Genomic DNA, 3,276 nt, shown 5'->3' on the forward strand with positions numbered 1-3,276 from the left:
AGGCACAAATCTTGAAAGTGGAAGACGTGCAAGAGGTCATCGTACTGGCCCAAGCGGACGAACAGGGGCAAAACCAACTGGTGGCGTACTATGTCGCTGAAAGAGACGTAAGCGCTGGGGAGCTGCGCAGCTTACTGGGTGAGGAGCTGCCCAACTACATGGTGCCTTCGTATTTCATCCAGCTGGAGCAGATGCCGCTGACACCCAACGGCAAAATCGACCGCAAGGCACTGCTGGCATCGGAGGGTAGCCTGCAAAGCGGAGCGGATTATGTAGAGCCGCGCACAGCGCTGGAGCAGACGTTAGTGTCCATTTGGCAGGCTGTATTAGGAACAAAGAGAATCGGGATTTTGGATAATTTCTTTGATCTGGGCGGCGATTCGATCAAGGCAATCCAGGTATCGTCCCGCTTGCTGCAAGCGGGCTACAAGCTGGAGATGAAGGATTTGTTCCAATATCCGTCCATTTCGTTGCTGAGCGGTCATGTACACAAGGTCAGCCGTACAGCCGATCAGCGGGTGGTCTCGGGAGCAGTTAAATTGAGCCCAATACAGCAATGGTTCTTTGGACAATCCTCAGCAGAGCCACATTATTTCAACCAATCGGTGATGCTGTATAGAGCACAAGGATTCGATGAAGCCGCATTGCATCAAACGGTGACCAAGGTAACTGAGCATCATGATGCGCTGCGTATGGTCTTCCGTCAGACCGAACAGGGCTATGAAGCGTGGAATCGTGGTTTGAACGAAGGTCAGCTGTACAGTCTGGACGTTGTTGATTTGACGGGTGTCGAAGACGCGGCAGATGTGACGGTGGCGATTGAAATGAAAGCCAATGCCATCCAAAGTTCCATTCGTCTGGACGAAGGACCGCTGGTGAAGCTGGGACTTTTCCGCTGCATGGATGGAGATCATTTACTGATTGCCATTCACCATTTGGTCATAGACGGGATTTCGTGGCGGATTGTGTTTGAGGATTTTGCCACGGGGTATGAGCAGGCCGTGCGGAGAGAAGCGATTCGCCTGCCATATAAAACGGACTCTTTCTCCGACTGGGCAGAACGTTTGTCTCAATATGCGAATAGCCCGGCGATCGAAAATGAACGCGAATATTGGCAGCATCTCGCTCAAATGGAAATTGCATCGTTGCCTAAGGATCAAGAAAGAGCGGAGGGACAACATTCTCTAATCAGAGACACTGCGACGGTGAGCGTAGCTTGGAGCGAACAGGAAACACGGCTGCTGCTGCTGGAATCGCATCGGGCGTATAACACAGAGGTCAATGATCTGCTGTTAACTGCACTCGGCACCGCGTTATATAACTGGAGCGGTCAGGAGCGCGTACTGGTCAATCTGGAGGGCCATGGCCGGGAAGCCATTGTTCCAGATATCGACATCACACGTACCGTGGGCTGGTTTACGAGCCAATATCCGGTGCTGCTTGATGTGGATGGGAAGGCAGAAGTAGGGCAGCGAATCAAGCGGGTGAAGGAAGACCTGCGCCATGTACCGCATAAGGGCATTGGCTACGGCATTTTGAAATATATGTCTCAGCATGATGTCCATCCTTCCTTGACCTTGCAGCCTGAAATTAGCTTTAACTATTTGGGACAGTTTGATCAGGACTTGGAAAATGGGGATATCAGGCTGTCTTCGCATCCAGGTGGAGAGCCGATGAGTGATCATACCGTTCTGGAGCAGCCGCTGAATGTGAACGGCATGATTACAGCAGGCGGGCTGACACTGGACATTCGCTATGACAGTAAGGTATATCAACAGCAAAATGTAGAGAACTTTGCGCAGTTGCTGCAGGAAAGCCTGCAGGAAGTGATCGCGCATTGTGCCTCCCAAGAGCGGAGCGAACTAACCCCAAGCGATGTCTTGTTCAAAGGCTTGTCGTTGGAACAACTGGAGCAATTGACGGAGCAAACGGCTTCTGTGGGCGAACTGGAAAATGTGTATGCTCTTTCGCCGATGCAGAAGGGGATGCTGTTCCATAGTCTGATGGAGCCGGACTCAGGTGCATACTTCCAGCAAGCGTCGTTTGATCAAAAAGGCAGCTTTGATGTTGAAATTTTCCGCAAGAGTCTAGATGTACTGACACAGCGTCATGAAGCACTGCGGACGAATTTCCATCGATTTGAAACAGGACATGGTCCGGAGCCATTGCAAATCGTGTTCCGTCACAAAGATAGCGATCTGTCCTTCAAGGATATACGCGAAATGCAGGAAGCGGAGCAACAGGCGTATATCCAGGCGTTTAAGCAGGAAGACCAGGCTAGAGGTTTTAATCTGGGTACGGATGCACTTATGCGCGTACAGGTATTGCAGACCGATGAAGAAACGTATCACTTGGTCTGGAGCTTCCATCACATTGTCATGGATGGCTGGTGCTTATCGCTTGTTACAGGCGAAGTGTTTGGTACGTACTTTGCGCTGCTGGAGCAGAAGCAGCCGGAGCTTGCTCCTGTTACATCATATGGTCAATATATTGAATGGCTGGAGCGTCAGGATGAACGTGCGGCAAAAGAGTATTGGAGCAGCTATTTGGCGGGCTTTGAACAGCAGACGTTGTTACCTGGATCGGATACCGCATCAAAAGACCAAGTGGCGGACAGCAGGGATCATACGGTATCCACTACAGCAAGTGAAACCAGCGAATATATTTCTGAAAAAATAACGGTAGATCTGGATTCAACGCGGAGCGAAGCCATGTACCGGATTGCAAAGCAGCAGCAGGTCACGATTAATACACTGATGCAGAGCGTGTGGGGCCTTATTTTGCAGAAATATAACAACAATGAGGATGTTGTATTCGGCAGTGTCGTATCTGGACGTCCGACGGATATTGCGGGTGTAGAGCATATGATCGGTCTGTTCATTAATACGATCCCGGTTCGGATTCAAAGTGAACGGAATGCCACGTTTGTGGACATCATGCGGAAAACGCAGGAGCAAGCGTTGGCTTCGGGGGTATATGACAGCTTCCCGCTATATGAAATTCAGGCGCTGACCGAGCAGAAGCAAAATCTGATTAACCACATTATGGTATTTGAGAACTATCCGGTTGAGGAGCAAGTCGAGCAGTTGGGTGAAGTTCGTCCATCCGCTTTTGAAATTACGAATGTAGAGGTTGTTGAGCAAACGAATTATGATCTGGACTTGATTGTGATGCCCGATGAAACCTTCCGCATTATGTTCAGATATAACGCCAATGTATACGATCGGTCTACGATCGAGCGGATGCAGGGACATGTACTGCATGTCATCGAGCAAA

The 3,276-nt window shown here is 50.1% G+C and carries 1 protein-coding gene; it reads left to right on the forward strand.

Annotated features, from left to right (window positions below):
- On the forward strand, positions 1–3,276 hold a 3,276-nt coding region (locus tag ACWA2B_RS27760; protein ID WP_449292862.1), incomplete at both ends, for a condensation domain-containing protein.

The sequence above is a fragment of the Paenibacillus sp. CMM36 genome (genome assembly GCF_053570945.1).